The organism is Bradyrhizobium sp. WYCCWR 13022, from assembly GCF_030435535.1.
Taxonomy (GTDB): Bacteria; Pseudomonadota; Alphaproteobacteria; order Rhizobiales; family Xanthobacteraceae; genus Bradyrhizobium.
In genome coordinates this window covers 1-14,838 of sequence record NZ_JAUIZJ010000030.1, presented here as the reverse complement: position 1 = coordinate 14,838, position 14,838 = coordinate 1, and the positions used below count along the sequence as shown (strand labels likewise).

Sequence of the window (14,838 nt, the reverse complement as noted above, 5' to 3'; positions counted from 1 at the left end):
ATGTCGCTGTCTGGGCGAGTCGCGCGGGGCGCCTCATGCGGCGGACAATGGCCGCGGTGCGCCGCGAGGGCAACCTGCGAAAGCCGCTTTTCCCAAGGGATTTATGCCGGGAAAGATACGGCTTTTGAGATGCGAATCAGGATCTTGACGAGCGAATCAGCTCTTCAGCAGCGGATTGATCTTCTTGGCGAACTCCTCGAACGAAGTCTCGCCCTTGATCTTCTCGCCGTTGATGAAGAAGGTCGGCGTGGAATCCACCTTCAGCACCTCGCTGGCGTATTTCTGGTCGGCGGCGATCTTGTCGAGCAGCGCCTGGTCCTTCAGGCAGGTTTCGACCTGCTGCTGGGTGAGGCCGGCCTGCTTGCCGATCCGGGTCAGGGTCTCCGTGGTGTTCTTCACCACCCAGTCGCTCTGCTGGCGGAACAGCATGTCGGTGACAGCGAAATATTTCGGCGCGTCGCCATTGGCGATGCAGCGCGACAGCATCGAGCCGGCGGCGGCTTTGATGTCGAGCGGGAACTCGCGGAAGATGTAGCGGATCTTGCCGGTGTCGATGTATTCCGACTTGATCTTGGGAAACACCTGCTCGTTGAAGGCCGCGCAGTGCGGGCAGGTCATCGAGGCGTATTCGGTGATGGTGACGGCAGCGTCCTTTGGACCCAGCGCCATGTCGGGCAGCGACACCGGCTTGGCGACGTCGGCCGCGGACTGTGCCATGGCCTCGGAAATGAACCGCAGCGGCGACAGCCCGGCGAGCGCGGCAAGGCCGGTCAGCGAGAGCATCGTGGTGAAGGCGCGGCGGGTAATGATCAAGGTCGGCTCCCGAATTGATGTGGTCTCGCCAGGATTCTCGTCAAGGCTCAAAGGTTCCCAGGCGGCCTGTCGCTAGCTTGAAACGTGGTTTGAGGCAATGGTGAGCGGCAAGGAGGGGTCCAGATTGGCTCCGGAATGAGGCTCAATTTCGCTTGATGGCGGCCCCAAGCCGCGCCAGCGCCGACTTCAGTTCTTCGTCTGCGATGTCGCCGAGGCCCTCCGCCACCTTGGCGACGACCTTGGGGTCAGGCGGGCCGGGACGCACCGGGCGCCGGGCGCGCGACAGGGGGGCCTGGCGGAAGGCGAGCTTGCCGACCGCGCTCCAGCCGAAGAAGCGGTTGACCCGTTCCAGGATGACGTCGGCGGAATGCTGGATCTCCAGTGCCATCGGACCTTCGACCCGCAACACCAGCGTCGCCGGCTCCTGCGGCTGGCCCTCCACGGGGCGCGGCCATTGCATCTTCAGCGGCTCGGCATGGGCGGCGATCTCGGGCCCGGCGATCTCCGCCCACCGCGTCACCAACTCGCGCGCCGCAAATCCCTGCTTGGCATAGGCTTCGGCAAAGACGTCGTCGAGCAGGATCCCGAGCGGCTTGGCGCTGATGGGGCCGGGTTTGGGTGGGAATTTGGCCATGGGGCCTTATAGCACCCCGACGTGCGGCCGGCAGACTCCCTGCAGCGAAGAAAGACGTGGATGCCCGCGACGAGCGCGGGCATGGCGTGGAGAGGCCGGTGGGTTGTCGCTACAGTCAGAGCATGAGCCTCAAATCCGCCCCTAAGGCGAAATCGGAACCCAGTCAGCCGGAGACCGCGTCGCGTCCGATTGCGCTCCTCCAATGGTACGACCGCCACCGTCGCCGGCTGCCCTGGCGCGCCGCGCCCGGGGAGGCGTCGGATCCCTATTGCGTCTGGCTGTCGGAGATCATGCTGCAGCAGACCACGGTGAAGGCGGTCGGGCCCTACTTCGAAAAATTCGTCGCGCGCTGGCCTGACGTTACGGCGCTCGGGAGCGCTTCGCTTGATGACGTGCTGCGGATGTGGGCCGGGCTCGGCTACTATTCGCGCGCGCGCAATCTCTACGCCTGCGCCGTCGCGGTGACGCGCGAGCATGGCGGCTCCTTTCCCGATACCGAGGAGAGCCTGCGCGCGCTGCCGGGGATCGGCCCATACACCGCTGCAGCGATTGCGGCGATCGCCTTCGATCGCCACACCATGCCTGTCGACGGCAATATCGAGCGCGTGGTGTCGCGCCTGTTCGCGGTCGAGGAAGAGCTGCCGCAGGCAAAGTCCCTGATCCAGCAACTGGCAGCGACGCTGCTGGCGAATTCTCGCGCCGGCGATAGCGCGCAGGCCCTGATGGATCTCGGCGCCTCGATCTGCACGCCGAAGAAGCCGGCCTGCTCGCTATGCCCGTTCTCTGCGGATTGTACGGCGCGTGCACTGGGTACGCAGGAGACGTTTCCGCGCAAGGCACCGAAGAAGAGCGGGACGCTGCGGCGTGGCGCCGCCTTCGTCGTCACCCGCGGCGGCGAGTTGCTGGTCCGCTCGAGGCCCGAGAAGGGCCTGCTCGGCGGCATGACCGAAGTGCCGGGTTCTGACTGGCTCGCCGGCCAGGAGGACGCGACGGCGAAAGGGCAGGCGCCTGCCATGAAGGGGCTGTCGCGCTGGCAACGCAAGGTCGGCGTCGTCACCCACGTCTTCACGCATTTTCCGCTGGAGCTCGTGGTCTACACGGCGAAGGCCGAGGCCCGCACGCGCGCGCCCGAAGGCATGCGCTGGGTGCCGATCGCGACGCTGTCCGGCGAGGCGCTGCCCAATGTCATGCGCAAGGTGATTGCGCATGCGTTGGCCCCAGCATCGGGCCGATCCTCCTGACAGCATGCTGGCAGCAGCGTTGCGCTATCAGCGCGCGATATGGAGGCTGCCATGGTCAAGACCGCACTCGACAACTTCAAGAGGCCGCCCTGCGCCGAACTGCTCGGATGGCGCCTGCTCGATGCCCGTCCCGAGGACGGCTGGATCAAGCTCGGCTTCGAGGGCAGACCCGAGTTCTGCAACCCTGCGGGATTCATCCAGGGCGGCATGCTCTCCGCCATGCTCGACGACACGATGGGTCCGGCGGTGCTGGTGATGAGCGAGGGCCGGCTCTACACCACGACCATCAGCATGACCGTGAACTTTTTGGCGCCGGCGAAGCCTGGCCCGATCGTTGGTGAGGCCAAGGTGACGCAGCTCGGCAAGACCATTGCGTTCGTCGAGGCCAAGCTGGTGGCTGAGGACGGCACGGTGCTGGCAACGGCGAGCGCGAGCGAGCGGTTGCTGGAGGCGGCGAGGGTGGTAGGAAAATAGTGCGGCGACGCGCGTTCCTCTTCCTTCCCCCCTTGTGGGGGAAGTGGCGCGAAGCGCCGGATGAGGGGTATGTCTCCGCGAATTCAATCGCGAGAAGTGAACGCGCGGAGAGATACCTCTCACCCGAGTGAGTCTGTGTCTACCTGCGTCGCTGCCCTCTCCCACAAGGGGCGAGGGCGCGTTGACGTGCATCGTGCTCGGAAACCTCACACCCTCGCGCGGGCATCCTTGCTCACGATCGGCGGCTTGGCGTTCAGCGCCTCGACCTGGAAGCCCGCGACGCGCTTGTAGTTCGCGGCGATGTCTTCCAGCTCCTTCTGCGACAGCACGTCGGTGACGACCTTGTAGCCGTCAGGCGCGCGCTCCTCGACGAGCTGCATCACCTGCTCGGGGCCATTCTTGCGGTTGAGCAGCACGAGGTCGGTGGTTGCAGGCCTTCGCTCGGCTTCATAGGCGAGCAATGCTTCCGTCGTCGGGCCGTGCGTCAAAATCTCGCGCGTGATGGTGCGGGCGTCGAGGATAGCCTGCGAGGCGCCGTTGGAGCCGATCGGATACATCGGATGTGCGGCATCGCCCATCAGCGTCACCTTGCCGAAGGTCCATTGCGAGACCGGATCGCGATCGACCAGTGGATATTCGTAGGCGTGCGGACAGTTCCTGATCAGGCCGGGCACGTCGAGCCAGTCGAACTGCCAGCTCTCGAACCAGGGCAAGAACTCTTCCAGCCGCGCGGTGCGGTTATAGTCCTCGCGCCGCCACTGATAGGTCGGCGGCATGTGGCGCTCGGCGACCCAGTTGATCAGGTGGTTGCCTGATGCGTCCGGTTCCTTCGAGATCGGGTAGCAGACGAATTTCAAGATCTCGTGCCCGGCCATGATCATTGTGCGGCCGGTGAGGAAGGCCTTGGCCGGCGTCACGCCGCGCCAGAGGATGCGACCGTTCCAGATCGGCGGGCCTTCATTGGGATAGAGCTTTTCTCGCGCGGCGGAATGGATGCCGTCGGCGGCGACCATGATCGCGCCTTCGTAAGTCCCGGCGGCCTTGCCGGTCGATTTGTCGATGAAGTCGGCGCGCACGCCGCTGGCCGTCTCGGTCCAGCCCGTCAGATGATGGCTGGTCAGGATGTTGTCGCGGCCGAGCCGCTCGACCGCGGTGTCGAGCAGGAGCTGCTGGAGCGTGCCGCGATGGATCGAGAACTGCGGCCATTTGTAGCCGGCTTCCAACCCGCGCGGCTCGCTCCAGATCGGCTTGCCGTGCTTGGAGAAGTACGCGAGCTCACGGGTGCGCACGCCGCTGGCATCGAGCTTGTCCAGCAGCCCGAGCTCGATCAGCTCGCGCACCGCATGCGGCAGCACGTTGATGCCGACGCCGAGCGGCTTCAGTTCCGCGACGCTCTCGAACACTTTCACGGGGACGCCGATTCCGTGCAGGCTGAGCGCAAGCGTCAGCCCGCCGATGCCGCCGCCGGCGATGAGTACCGTCATGACAAGACCCCTCCACTTGCAGGCGTCTTGGCACAGGCGGGCGGCCGTGGGCAACTGCGAAGAGGATTTCGTGCTATAGACCTGGCCACGGACAGCCGTTAATTTCCAGCTTTCCCATGAGGTTCGACATGCTCAAGCTCTACTACGCCACCGGCACCTGCGCGCTCGCCACCTACATCAGCCTGGAAGAGGCAGGCGCCGACTACACGGCTGAACGGCTGAGCTTCAAGGACAATCAGCAGAACAGCCCGGCCTATCTCGCGATCAATCCGAAGGGCCGCGTCCCGGCCCTGGTGACCGACCGCGGCGTCCTCACCGAAACGCCGGCGATGCTGGCCTATATCGCGCAAACCTTCCCGAAGGCGAAACTCGCGCCGCTCGACGATCCCTTCGACTTCGCCCAGGTACAGTCGTTCAACTCCTATCTCTGCTCGACCGTGCACATCAACCATGCCCACAAGATGCGCGGCGCCCGCTGGGCCACGCAGGAGAGTTCGTTCGCCGACATGAAGGCAATGGTGCCGAAGACCATGGGCGCCTGCTTCTCCCTGATCGAACAGAAGATGTTCAGGGGACCTTGGGTGATGGGCGATCAATTCACGGTCTGCGATCCCTATCTCTACACGCTCTCGACCTGGCTCGAGGGCGACAGCGTCGACATCAACGCCACGCCGAAGATTGCCGACCATTTCAAGCGCATGTCCGATCGCTCCGCCGTGCGCAAGGTGATGGACGCGCAGAAGGCGTGAGACGATCTTGTAGGGTGGGTTAGCGAAGCGTAACCCACCTCTTCAATTTCCGCAGAAGACAGAAGTGGCGGATTACGCCCAGTGGACCGCGCTTTGCGCGGCTCGCAGGTCTATCCCACCCTACCAAGGCTTCTTCTCCATCTCCCGCCCGGTCTCCAGCATCAGTCGCCGCAGCCAGATCGAGCCCGGATCCATCTGCGCCCGGGTCGGATAGAACTGGAATTGCTCGTCGATCCCGGGATCGAGCGGCGGCGTCACCGTGACGAGGCCGAGCTGCTTCGACAGCGCCGCGATCAGCCGGCGTGGCACGAAGGCGACGAGGTCGGTGCGGGCGGCCACGTGCAGGGCTTCGAGATAGCCTGACACCACCAGCGAAATGTGCCGCTCGATGCCCTTGGTGCGCAGCCATGTGTCGATGAGATCCTCAGCATTGCCGCGGATGACCACGCCGACATGCCGCGCGGCGAGGAACGCCTCGCGCCGCTTCAGCCTGGCGCCCATGGGATGGCCACGCCGCACCGCCAGCGCGTCGCTGTCGGTGTAGAGCAGCTGGCGGTGAAATCCCTTGAAGGCGTTGCCGATCGAGATCACGAGGTCGATGGTGCGGGCGAATTCGGCGTGGAAGATCGCAGGTCCCCGCCAAGGCACGACGTCGATGCGGACGTTGGGCGCAAGGCGCGTCACCTTCCCCATCAAGGGCGGCATCAGCAGCTCGACGGCGAGATCTGGCATCATCAGCCGAAACGCGCGCTCACTGCGCGCGGCGTCGAACTCCTCGGGCACGAACAGCCCGCGCACCTGGTCGAGCGCCTGCGCCAGCGGCGCGCGCAAGGCTTGCGCCCGCGGTGTCAGCTCCATCCGCGCGCCGGTGCGCACCAGCAGCGGGTCGCCGAAGATGTCGCGCAGGCGTTGCAGCGCATGGCTCGTCGCCGGCTGCGACAGCCCGATGCGCAGGGCGGCGCGGCTGACATTGGCCTCGCGCAGCAGCGCGTCGAGTGCGGTCAACAGATTGAGATCGAGCGAATTCAAATTCATGAGGTGAATAGTTATCATATTCCCTATCGATTTGAAGAATTGTCTTGGGACGGCGATGTTCTCCGTGTTGCCACCAAACGGAGATGCCGCCATGAGCGCGAGCGCCAACAAGAAACTGATGCAGGATATTTTCGCCGCTGCCGCCAGCCCCGATCAGGCGGTGCGGGATCGCGCCTTGTTCACGGCAAGCCTTGCCGACGATGCCCGATGGATCGTGACCGGGCAGTATTCCTGGTCGCGCACCTTCGCCGGGAAGGACGCGATCCTCAACGATCTGCACGGCTATGTGCGCACCCGCCTGCGCGATCGGACGCGCACGATCGCCGAGCGCTTCATCGCCGATGGCGACATCGTCGTCGTCGAGGCCAAGGGCGACAACGTCACGCCTGAAGGCGTGCGTTACGACAACGACTATTGCCTCGTGTTCCGGTTCGAGAACGGCAAGATCAAGGAGATCAGGGAGTATTGCGACTCCGTTCTGACCGAGAAGGCGCTCGGGCTTTTCCCGCAATCGGCCCGGCCGGCCGCGGCGCGCTAGAAACTGCCGCCCGGAGAGGCTGGAACCAGGCGGGAACCTTTTTCTCCCGCCTGCGTTCGTTCGTTTCCGGGGCAATCGCGCGCCGGCTTCGCGCGCGTTGGGAATTTCATGCTGGCTGGGGCTTCGGACGTTTCGATACAGGTGGGCCGCAGCTGTCCCGGACTCGGCGAACGATTGAGAGATGCGACCGCGACTGCACATCGGGAACTCGACGCTCAGATGTCCGCGTTCGATCTCACCGTCTTCTCCGGCTATCGTCGTTTCCTTCAGGCAAGCGCGGGCGCGCTGCTGCCGCTCGAAGCGGCGCTGGTGGACGCCGGCGTCGCCAGGATGTTTCCGGACTGGCCGGAGCGTACACGCAGCGCTGCAATCGGGGCCGACCTCGATCAGCTCGGCCGGGAGGCGCAGGCCACCGTGTCAGTGTCGCCACTGACTCCCGGCGGGATCATTGGCACGATGTACGTGCTGGAGGGCTCCCGCCTCGGCGCCAGGTTTCTGCTGAAGACGATCGCGGATGCGGCCGATCCGCGCATCGGCGAGGCCACGGCCTATCTCAGCCATGGTGTCGGAAAGCGCTTGTGGCAGAGCTTTCTGGCAAAGCTCGCCAGTGACGTGGGCTGTGACGAGGACGAGGTCATCGAAGCGGCGCGCAGCGCGTTTGCCGCGTTCGAGCGGGCGGCGGATCGCGCATGAACGAGGCGGTCAATCTCACCAATTGCGATCGCGAGCCGATCCACATCCCCGGCAATGTGCAGCCGTTCGGCTTCCTGCTGACGCTGCTGTCGGACTTCACGATCTGCATGGCGTCGGACAACGCCGGCAGCTTCCTCGGCGGCGACGTCGCCGACCTCCTGCAGCGGCCGCTTGCCGGAGTCTTCTCTGCTGGCGCGATCGAGACCATCCGCAACCGCGTCGACCAGCTCGGCGGGCCTGATGCGACCGAGCGCGTGTTCGGCGTCGAGATCCAGGCGGGCCGGCCGCTCTACGATCTCTCGATCCATTTTTCCGGCGCCTATCTCGTGATCGAGGCCGAGCCCAGCGTGATCGAAGCGGGCGTCAATTCCGGCGAGCTGGTGCGGCTGATGCTCGATCGCATCCGCAAGACCCGCGGCATGACCGAGCTCGCCCGCGAGGCGGCGCGCCAGCTGAAGGTTCTGACCGGCTTCGACCGCGTCATGGTCTACCAGTTTCACCCCGATGGATCGGGCGAGGTGATTGCGGAAGCTGCGGAAGCGGGCCTGGAAAAGTTTCTGGGCCTGCACTATCCGGCCTCCGACATCCCCAGGCAGGCGCGCATCCTCTACCAGCGCAACTGGCTGCGCATCATCGCCGACATCGACGCCAGGCCGGCCGCGCTGCTGTCGACGGCTACGCACAATGCGGGGCTGCTCGATCTGTCCATGAGCGTGCTGCGCTCGGTGTCGCCGATCCATATCGAATACTTGCGCAACATGGGCGTCGCCGCCTCGATGTCGGTGTCGATCCTGCGCGACGGCAAGCTGTGGGGGCTGTTCGCCTGCCACCATTATTCGTCGCGCTACATCTCGTTCGAGAAGCGTACGGCCTCCGAATTGTTCGGGCAGATGTTTTCCTGGATCGTGGAGGGGCGGGAGCGCGAGGGCGACGTCGCCTATGAGGCCGGCGCCCAGAAGATCCAGGAGCGGTTGATCGAAACCGCCGGCACGCACGAGCACAGCCGGCGCGCGATCGTCGATTTCGTCGGCGATTACCGCCGGATGATCGCCTGCGACGGTGTCGCGATCTGGTCGGACAACAGGATCACGCTCGACGGCGACACGCCGACCGAGGGCGAGGTGAAAGAGCTCGTCGCCTTCATCAACCGGACTTCGCCGGGACGAATCTGCGCCAGTGCGGAGATTGCCAAGCTCTATGCGGCCGGCGAGGTGTTTCGCGACCGTGCGGCAGGATTTCTCGCCATTCCGATCTCGCGAACCCCGCGCGACTGCCTGATCTTCTTCCGCCGCGAGGTGCTGCGCTCGGTGACCTGGGCGGGGGCGCCCGAGAAGGTCTACGAGGAGGGCCCGAACGGGTCGCGTTTGACGCCGCGCAAGAGCTTCGAGCTCTGGCAGGAGACGGTGGCGGGCCAGTCGAGGCCGTGGTCGGCGGCCGACATCCGCATCGCCGAGAGCCTGCGCGTCACGTTGCTCGAGGTGATCCTGCAATTGTCCGATCTTGCCGCGCGCGAGCGCCGCGGTGCGCAGGAACGGCAGGAGCTGATGATTGCCGAGCTCAATCATCGCGTCCGCAACATATTGAGCCTGGTCCGCGCGCTGGTGGCGCAGAGCAAGGACACCGCCAGAAGCGTCGACGAATTCGCCGGCGTGCTCGGCGGCCGCATCCAGGCACTGGCGCGTGCCCACGACCAGATCACCAATCTGAACTGGGCGCCGGTGGCGCTGCGCACGCTGCTCGAATCCGAGGCCGGCGCCTATCTCGGCGCGCGCGCCGACCGCGTGAAGATCGTCGGACCCGACGTGGCGCTCGATCCGAAGGCGTTCGCGACGCTGGCGCTGGTCGTCCACGAGATGATGACCAATTCCGCCAAATACGGCGCGCTTGCCGATTCCACCGGCCAGGTCGAGGTGGTGTGGCGCGTCGACCCGAATTCGAGCCTCGAGATCGAGTGGAAGGAGAGCGGCGGCCCGCCGGTGCAGCCGCCGTCGCGCCGTGGCTTCGGCACCACCATCATCGAGCGGTCCGTCCCATTCGACCTCAAGGGCGAAGCCGAGATCCGCTTCGACCTGCTCGGCGTACAGGCGAGGTTCGTCATCCCGCCGAACTTCGTCGAGCTGGTGCCGTCAATCGCAGGAGCCGCCATGCGCGTAGAGGAACAGCAGCCCGCCCGTCCCCGCATTTCCGACACGGCCCTGATCGTCGAGGACAATCTCATCATCGCCATGGCGGCGGAGGTGATCCTGCTCGATCTCGGGGCGCGTCATGTCGACACGGCGGCCAGCGTCGACCAGGCGCTGCGCGCGATCGAGCGCACGCGGCCGAGCTTCGCCCTGCTCGACCTCAACCTCGGCAATGAGAGCAGCATCAAGGTGGCCTTGAGGCTGAAGGAGATCGGCGTGCCCTTCATCTTCGCCACCGGCTACGGCGAGCGCGCGCCGATCCCGGTCGATCTGGCTTCCGCACCCGTGGTGCAGAAGCCCTACACGCTGGAAGTGGTCGAGAACGCGCTCGGCAAATTGCAGCAGGCGACGGCCTGACGAGCCGCACTATCGGGAAGATCACCGGCAATCCACCCTGTCTGAAAGCAAGAGGCCACGCGCACGCGCGTGGCCTCGCAGTCGAATACAGCCTGATCAGGCCACTTTCGTCGTCATGTGCTTGAACATGTTGGCGCGCGCCTCGTCGTCCATCTCGGCCTTGAAGGTGAACTTGTCCTTCAGGGCGATCGCGCGGCTCGCCGCGGGCCGCGCCGAGATCTCGTCGATCAGCCGCTTCACGTTCGGATAGCGCGCAAAGGCGTCGTCGCCGAGCTTGAATGGCACCATCCGCGCCCAGCCCCACAGCGCCATGTCGACGATCGAGTAGGCGTCGCCGACCATGTAGCGGCGGCCGGCGAGATGGGCGTCGAGGATCTTGTAGTGCCGATCGGTCTCGTACTGGTAGCGGTTATGGGCGTAGTCGTGGTTCTGGTCCTTCGGCGCGAAATGCTTGAAATGGACGGCCTGGCCCGAATACGGCCCGACCCCGGTCGCCACGAACATGAGCCAGGACAGCAGCTCGGCGCGGTTGGCGGGCAGGAACTTGCCGGTCTTTTCGGCGAGATAGAGCAGGATGGCGTTGCTGTCGAACGCGATGGTGCCGCCATCGTCGATCGCCGGCACCTTGGCGTTCGGATTGATCTTGAGATAATCGGGCGCGAACTGCTCGCCTTTGCGTGTGTCGACCTTGATCGGCTCGAAAGGCAGGCCGGCCTCTTCCAGGAAGAGCGCGACCTTGGTCGGGTTCGGCGATCCGTTGAAATAGAATTTGAGCATCTGGCGTCTCCCCGGCCTTGGTGGCCAACAGCGGACGCAGCATCATTGCCGCGCGGCGGTCTCTCTTGCCTGAACCTCGTCCGTGAGAGCAACCGGCGAGTTTGCCGGGCGGTATCTGCGCGGGGCGCAGATCAGCCGGCGTAACAAAGGCCGATCGCCGCCGTAACGATCATGGCCGCACCCACGGCCTCCAGCCGCAGTCCGAGCTTTACGGCGAGATGCATGTCGGAGGCCTGCGCCGCGCGCTCCGATCTCCGTGCATAGCCGTTGACGATGACGTCGTGATTGAAATTGTCACGTGCCTCGTTGCTGCTGGCAAGCCCGACGCAGATCACCAGCACGCCGAAGATGGCGAGGCCGAAAAAGCCGAGCAGCGCGATCAGGAACATCGGAAACATGCCGACCAGGAAGATCGGCAGTAGCGGCACCAGCAGCAATGTCTCGGACTGTCGTCGCATGGGAGCCAACCGGTCGGTGGCGGGACAGATCGGACGAATCTAGTGCTGATGGCCGCGGCTTTCAACCACCGCCGTCGTTGCGCGGGCGCGGAGCGCGAGCCCCGGAATGACGATAGGGAGCGGAAACTATTCCGCCGCCATGCCGGCGCGGATCTCCGCGCGGAGCTCGTCGATCAGCTTGAGACCCTTCTTGGTCTCGACGTGCCAGAAGGTCCAGCCGTTGCAGGCCTGTGCGCCTTGCGCCACCGCGCCCATGCGATGGATCGAGCCGACCTTGTCGCCGAACATGATGGCGCCGTCGGCGCGGACCAGCGCGCCGAGCTTCTTCTTGGCGTCGAACAGCTTCGTGCCGGGCATGATCATGCCGCGCTCGATCAGCTCGGAGAACGCCACGCGCGGGGCCTCGCGCGCGGTCATGAACGGGGCGAGGCTCTCTTCCGGCAGCGGCTCGACCGCGGCGATGCGCGCCTCCGCTGCCTTCGCGTAGGTCTTGTCGCGTTCGAAGCCGATATAGGAGCGGCCGAGACGCTTGGCGACGGCGCCGGTGGTGCCGGTGCCGTTGAAGGGGTCGATCACGAGGTCGCCGGGTTTGGACGACGACAGCAGCACGCGCGCGAGCAGGCCTTCCGGTTTCTGCGTCGGGTGCACCTTCTTGCCGTCGGCGCCCTTGAGACGCTCCTCGCCGGTGCAGAGCGGGATCAGCCAGTCGGAGCGCGCCTGCACGTCCTCGTTGGCCGCCTTCAGCGCTTCGTAATTGAAGGTATAGCCCTTGGCCTTCTCGTCGCGCGCGGCCCAGATCATGGTCTCGTGCGCGTTGGTGAAGCGGCGGCCGCGGAAATTCGGCATCGGGTTGGTCTTGCGCCAGACGATGTCGTTCAGGAGCCAGAAGCCGAGGTCCTGCATGATCGCGCCGACGCGGAAGATGTTGTGATAGGAACCGATCACCCAGATCGTCGCCGACGGCTTCATCGCGCGGCGCGCGGCCAGCAGCCAGGCGCGGGTGAAATCGTCATAGGCGGAGAAGGAATCGAACTTGTCCCAGTCGTCGTCGACGGCATCGACATGGGATTCGTCGGGGCGCTTGAGATCGCCCTTGAGCTGGAGATTGTAGGGTGGATCTGCGAACACCAGATCGACCGAACCCGCCTGAAGCTTCGACATCTCGGCGACGCAATCGCCGAGGATGATGCTGTGCGAGGCAGACTCGAAATTTGTGCGGGGCGCCTTTGCAGACGCCCCGCGACGCGACACTACCATGACTCAAGAACTCTGACTCAGGCGACGCTGTCGGCGACGCGGGACCAAACAACCGACTGACCGTTACAATGAAGCGGCAAAGTAAAAATCGACTTAACCCGCCGCTTTCGCGAGCAGGCCGGCGACCGGGTTGTGTGAGCCGATGCTTGCGCGCATTTGCCGTGTTTTGCAGTGTCTTTCGCCTTTCCCCGCGCCGGGGCGGCCTTGCGGCGGTCAAATTTCTCTCGGAAAAAAATGCATGGCCCTCGGAAAAAATTGCTGATGCGACGATGCCGTCGCACTAGGCAATTTTTGCCGGCCACGATATTGATTAAGGCAACGGAAATTTTACGTATGTGGCGCGTTGAGCTCCAGCGGTTTTCGCGCCGCCCAATTGACGCCATCAAGACCCGAGGGAAGCCTGCCATGCGCTACGATGATTTCCGCCGCAGCGACGACATCGAGGATCGTCGCGACGATGGCGGCGGAGGGCTCGGCGGCGGCGGAGGCGGGTTCGGCCTGCCGATGGGCGGCGGCGGCCTCGGCATCGGAACCATCATCGTGCTCGGCCTGGTCGGCTATGCCTTCGGCATCGATCCGCGCATCCTGATCGGCGGCGCGGAGATCCTCACCGGCGGCGGCCAGGCGCCGAGCTACCAGAGCGACCGTCCGTCGTCGCAGGCCAAGCGCGGCGCGCCGACCGACGAGATGGGCAGCATGATCTCCGGCATCCTCGGCGAAATCGACGATCGCTGGAGCGAGATCTTCCAGGCCAGCGGCCAGTCCTACACCGGCCCGAAGGTCGTGCTGTTCCGCAACGCCACCAATGGCGGCCGCTGCGGCCGGGCCGAGTCGGCGATGGGGCCGTTCTACTGTCCGCCGGACCGCACCATCTTCCTCGACACCGCGTTCTTCCGCGAGGTCGAGACGCGCTTCCGCGGCTGCTCCGGCAAGTCTGCGTGCAACTTCACGTCGGCCTATATCATCGCCCATGAGGCCGGCCATCACATCCAGAATTTGCTCGGCATCATTCCGAAGGTGACGCGGCTGCAGCAGCAGGCCGGCAGCAAGGCCGAGGCCAATGCGCTTCAGGTCAAGGTCGAGTTGCAGGCCGACTGTCTGTCCGGCGTCTGGGTCAATCGCGAGGCGAAGAAGCGTCCGAACTTCCTCGAGGCCGGCGACATCGACGCCGCCCTGACCACCGCGAGCGCGATCGGCGACGATACGCTGCAGCGTCAGGCCACGGGGCGCGTCGTGCCAGACTCCTTCACCCACGGCTCTGCCGCGCAGCGCAAGCAGTGGTTCATGACCGGCTACCAGCAGGGCTCGCTGCAAGCCTGCAATACGTTCGGCGGCGGCGGGCCGTAGCGCAGGTCTCGTGCCCCGGACGCAGCGCAGCGCTTCTTAGCGGTGCGCTGCAGAGCCGGGGCCCACAATGCCGGTCGCGCCTGGTTTGTTAGGAATGGGTCCCGGCTCTGCGATGCAACGCTGACGCGCTGCGCTGCGTCCGGGACACGAGAGGGAGCACCAATGGCCTCGATCGACGAATCCAAGCAATTCATCCCGCTCAACATCGCGGTACTCACCGTCTCCGACACGCGTGCGCTCGCGGATGACAAATCCGGCCAGACCCTCGTCGACCGCCTCACCGCGGCGGGGCACCATCTCGCCGCGCGCGAGATCGTCACCGATGACGTCGAGGCGATCCGCGCCGTCATCCGTCGCTGGGTTGCGGATGCCGGCGTCGATGTCGTTATCACCACCGGGGGCACGGGCTTCACGGGGCGCGACGTCACGCCCGAGGCGATCGAGCCGCTGTTCGAGAAGCGCATGGACGGCTTCTCCATCGCTTTCCACATGCTGAGCCACGCCAAGATCGGCACCTCGACGATCCAGAGCCGCGCCACCGCGGGCGTCGCTGGTGCGACCTATATCTTCTGCCTGCCGGGTTCCCCCGGCGCCTGCCGCGACGGCTGGGACGGCATCCTGGCGGCGCAACTCGACTACCGCACGCGCCCCTGCAATTTCGTCGAAATCATGCCGCGGCTCGACGAGCATCTGCGCCGGCCGAAAGCGCAGGGCGCGACGGCGTGACCTTTGAGCAACCGGCGACATAGGTAACAGATCAAACCGACGACATGGGTAACACAATTCTCGTTTCGTTCA

15 protein-coding genes are annotated in these 14,838 nt (G+C 65.3%); 8 read left to right on the top strand and 7 right to left on the bottom strand.

The annotated features are described in order from the left end of the window. Positions 1 to 156: 156 nt before the first annotated feature. On the bottom strand, positions 157 to 813 hold the full coding sequence (locus QY049_RS33170; RefSeq protein WP_258762845.1) for a DsbA family protein: 657 nt from the start codon (positions 811 to 813) through the stop codon (positions 157 to 159). Between the two features lie 142 nt (positions 814 to 955). Further along, positions 956 to 1,447, bottom strand: a complete 492-nt coding sequence (locus QY049_RS33165) for a DUF721 domain-containing protein (RefSeq protein ID WP_194477329.1) — start codon at positions 1,445 to 1,447, stop codon at positions 956 to 958. Positions 1,448 to 1,569: 122 nt separating this feature from the next. Here QY049_RS33165 and mutY point away from each other — a divergent pair, with 122 nt between their 5' ends. After that, on the top strand, positions 1,570 to 2,688 hold the full coding sequence (gene mutY, locus QY049_RS33160) for an A/G-specific adenine glycosylase (protein WP_258762844.1): 1,119 nt from the start codon (positions 1,570 to 1,572) through the stop codon (positions 2,686 to 2,688). A gap of 51 nt (positions 2,689 to 2,739) precedes the next feature. Further along, a complete protein-coding gene (locus QY049_RS33155) occupies positions 2,740 to 3,162 on the top strand; it encodes a PaaI family thioesterase (protein WP_258762843.1) in 423 nt (140 codons plus the stop codon). A 206-nt stretch (positions 3,163 to 3,368) separates the two neighbouring features. Here the strand turns inward: QY049_RS33155 and QY049_RS33150 are convergent, their stop codons facing one another. Beyond that, on the bottom strand, positions 3,369 to 4,646 hold the full coding sequence (locus tag QY049_RS33150; protein WP_258762842.1) for a flavin-dependent oxidoreductase: 1,278 nt from the start codon (positions 4,644 to 4,646) through the stop codon (positions 3,369 to 3,371). 128 nt (positions 4,647 to 4,774) lie between these two features. On the opposite strand from QY049_RS33150, the gene QY049_RS33145 reads away from it, so the two are divergent. Continuing rightward, positions 4,775 to 5,395: a glutathione S-transferase family protein gene (locus QY049_RS33145; protein WP_258762841.1), complete on the top strand. Its 621-nt coding sequence runs from the start codon at positions 4,775 to 4,777 to the stop codon at positions 5,393 to 5,395. Positions 5,396 to 5,515: 120 nt separating this feature from the next. Here QY049_RS33145 and QY049_RS33140 read toward each other — a convergent pair whose 3' ends face one another. After that, positions 5,516 to 6,430 (bottom strand): LysR family transcriptional regulator, encoded by a 915-nt coding sequence (locus tag QY049_RS33140; protein WP_258762840.1) that lies wholly within the window; start codon positions 6,428 to 6,430, stop codon positions 5,516 to 5,518. A 91-nt stretch (positions 6,431 to 6,521) separates the two neighbouring features. Between QY049_RS33140 and QY049_RS33135 the strand changes: the two genes are divergently transcribed. From QY049_RS33135 to QY049_RS33125, 3 genes are all read left to right on the top strand, one after another. Then, positions 6,522 to 6,968: a nuclear transport factor 2 family protein gene (locus tag QY049_RS33135; RefSeq protein ID WP_258762839.1), complete on the top strand. Its 447-nt coding sequence runs from the start codon at positions 6,522 to 6,524 to the stop codon at positions 6,966 to 6,968. 108 nt (positions 6,969 to 7,076) lie between these two features. Then, on the top strand, positions 7,077 to 7,661 hold the full coding sequence (locus QY049_RS33130; protein WP_258762838.1) for a biliverdin-producing heme oxygenase: 585 nt from the start codon (positions 7,077 to 7,079) through the stop codon (positions 7,659 to 7,661). Beyond that, complete coding sequence (locus QY049_RS33125) at positions 7,658 to 10,201, top strand: HWE histidine kinase domain-containing protein (RefSeq protein ID WP_301270406.1); 2,544 nt, start codon at positions 7,658 to 7,660, stop codon at positions 10,199 to 10,201. The genes QY049_RS33130 and QY049_RS33125 overlap by 4 nt, the downstream gene beginning before the upstream one ends. Before the next feature lie 96 nt (positions 10,202 to 10,297). Here the strand turns inward: QY049_RS33125 and QY049_RS33120 are convergent, their stop codons facing one another. The 3 genes from QY049_RS33120 to QY049_RS33110 form a co-directional block, all read right to left on the bottom strand. Next, the gene (locus QY049_RS33120; RefSeq protein ID WP_258762836.1) at positions 10,298 to 10,978 is read right to left on the bottom strand and encodes a glutathione S-transferase family protein; all 681 of its coding nucleotides are present in this window, start codon (positions 10,976 to 10,978) and stop codon (positions 10,298 to 10,300) included. Between the two features lie 131 nt (positions 10,979 to 11,109). Beyond that, positions 11,110 to 11,436, bottom strand: coding sequence for a hypothetical protein (locus QY049_RS33115; RefSeq protein ID WP_194477319.1), 327 nt, complete (start codon positions 11,434 to 11,436; stop codon positions 11,110 to 11,112). 126 nt (positions 11,437 to 11,562) lie between these two features. Next, positions 11,563 to 12,693 (bottom strand): site-specific DNA-methyltransferase, encoded by a 1,131-nt coding sequence (locus QY049_RS33110; protein WP_301270405.1) that lies wholly within the window; start codon positions 12,691 to 12,693, stop codon positions 11,563 to 11,565. 405 nt (positions 12,694 to 13,098) lie between these two features. On the opposite strand from QY049_RS33110, the gene QY049_RS33105 reads away from it, so the two are divergent. Both QY049_RS33105 and moaB read left to right on the top strand, forming a co-directional pair. Continuing rightward, positions 13,099 to 14,040 carry a neutral zinc metallopeptidase gene (locus QY049_RS33105; protein ID WP_194477317.1) on the top strand — a complete coding sequence of 314 codons (942 nt, stop codon included), beginning with the start codon at positions 13,099 to 13,101 and terminating at the stop codon, positions 14,038 to 14,040. A gap of 162 nt (positions 14,041 to 14,202) precedes the next feature. Then, entirely contained in the window at positions 14,203 to 14,766 is a 564-nt protein-coding gene (gene moaB, locus QY049_RS33100) for a molybdenum cofactor biosynthesis protein B (RefSeq protein ID WP_258762834.1), read from the top strand. The last annotated feature ends 72 nt before the right edge of the window (positions 14,767 to 14,838 follow it).